The organism is Labrys sp. KB_33_2 (assembly GCF_052114505.1).
GTDB lineage: Bacteria > Pseudomonadota > Alphaproteobacteria > Rhizobiales > Labraceae > Labrys.
On the sequence record NZ_JBFREW010000091.1, the window covers coordinates 1 to 463 of the forward strand.

Sequence of the window (463 nt, forward strand, 5' to 3'; positions counted from 1 at the left end):
AATTACGACATGAATGTGTCACTCCCTCAAATTTGCCATATTGAGACTCGTGAGGTGATTTCCTAGCTTGGCGCTGCGTGCAGGGGGCTGCGCGCTGGAATCGTCAGGGGCTGGGAATGATCGGGAATGCGGGCGGGCGTCATGGGGCGTCCGGTTTGGTTCGTGCGGGTGCGTGTGTCGTTTCTTCCCAGTCCAGCGTAGAAAATCGAGGTTGGCGCTCCTGCCCGTCCGTTGGGCGCGTGTCGTTGCGGGTCCTGATGGTTGCGGGTGGCCTGGCCGGCGCGCTGGTGCCGTCGGTCACGGCGCTGGGGCAGTCGGGTTCAGGTAGCGCCGGCAATCCGGCGGCGATGGGTGGTGCGCCGGTGGCGGGGGCGCCTTCAGTTCCCACCTCCGATCCGACGATCGTTCGTCCGGTCCCCTCGTCCCAGCCCGGCATCAGCACGAGCCAGCCTCCCTTGTTGCC

1 protein-coding gene is annotated in these 463 nt (G+C 65.4%); it reads left to right on the plus strand.

Annotated elements, in window-relative coordinates:
- Nucleotides 1-239: 239 nt before the first annotated feature.
- The coding region (locus AB4037_RS34680) for a hypothetical protein (protein WP_441774693.1) at nt 240-463 on the plus strand (224 nt) is incomplete at its 3' end.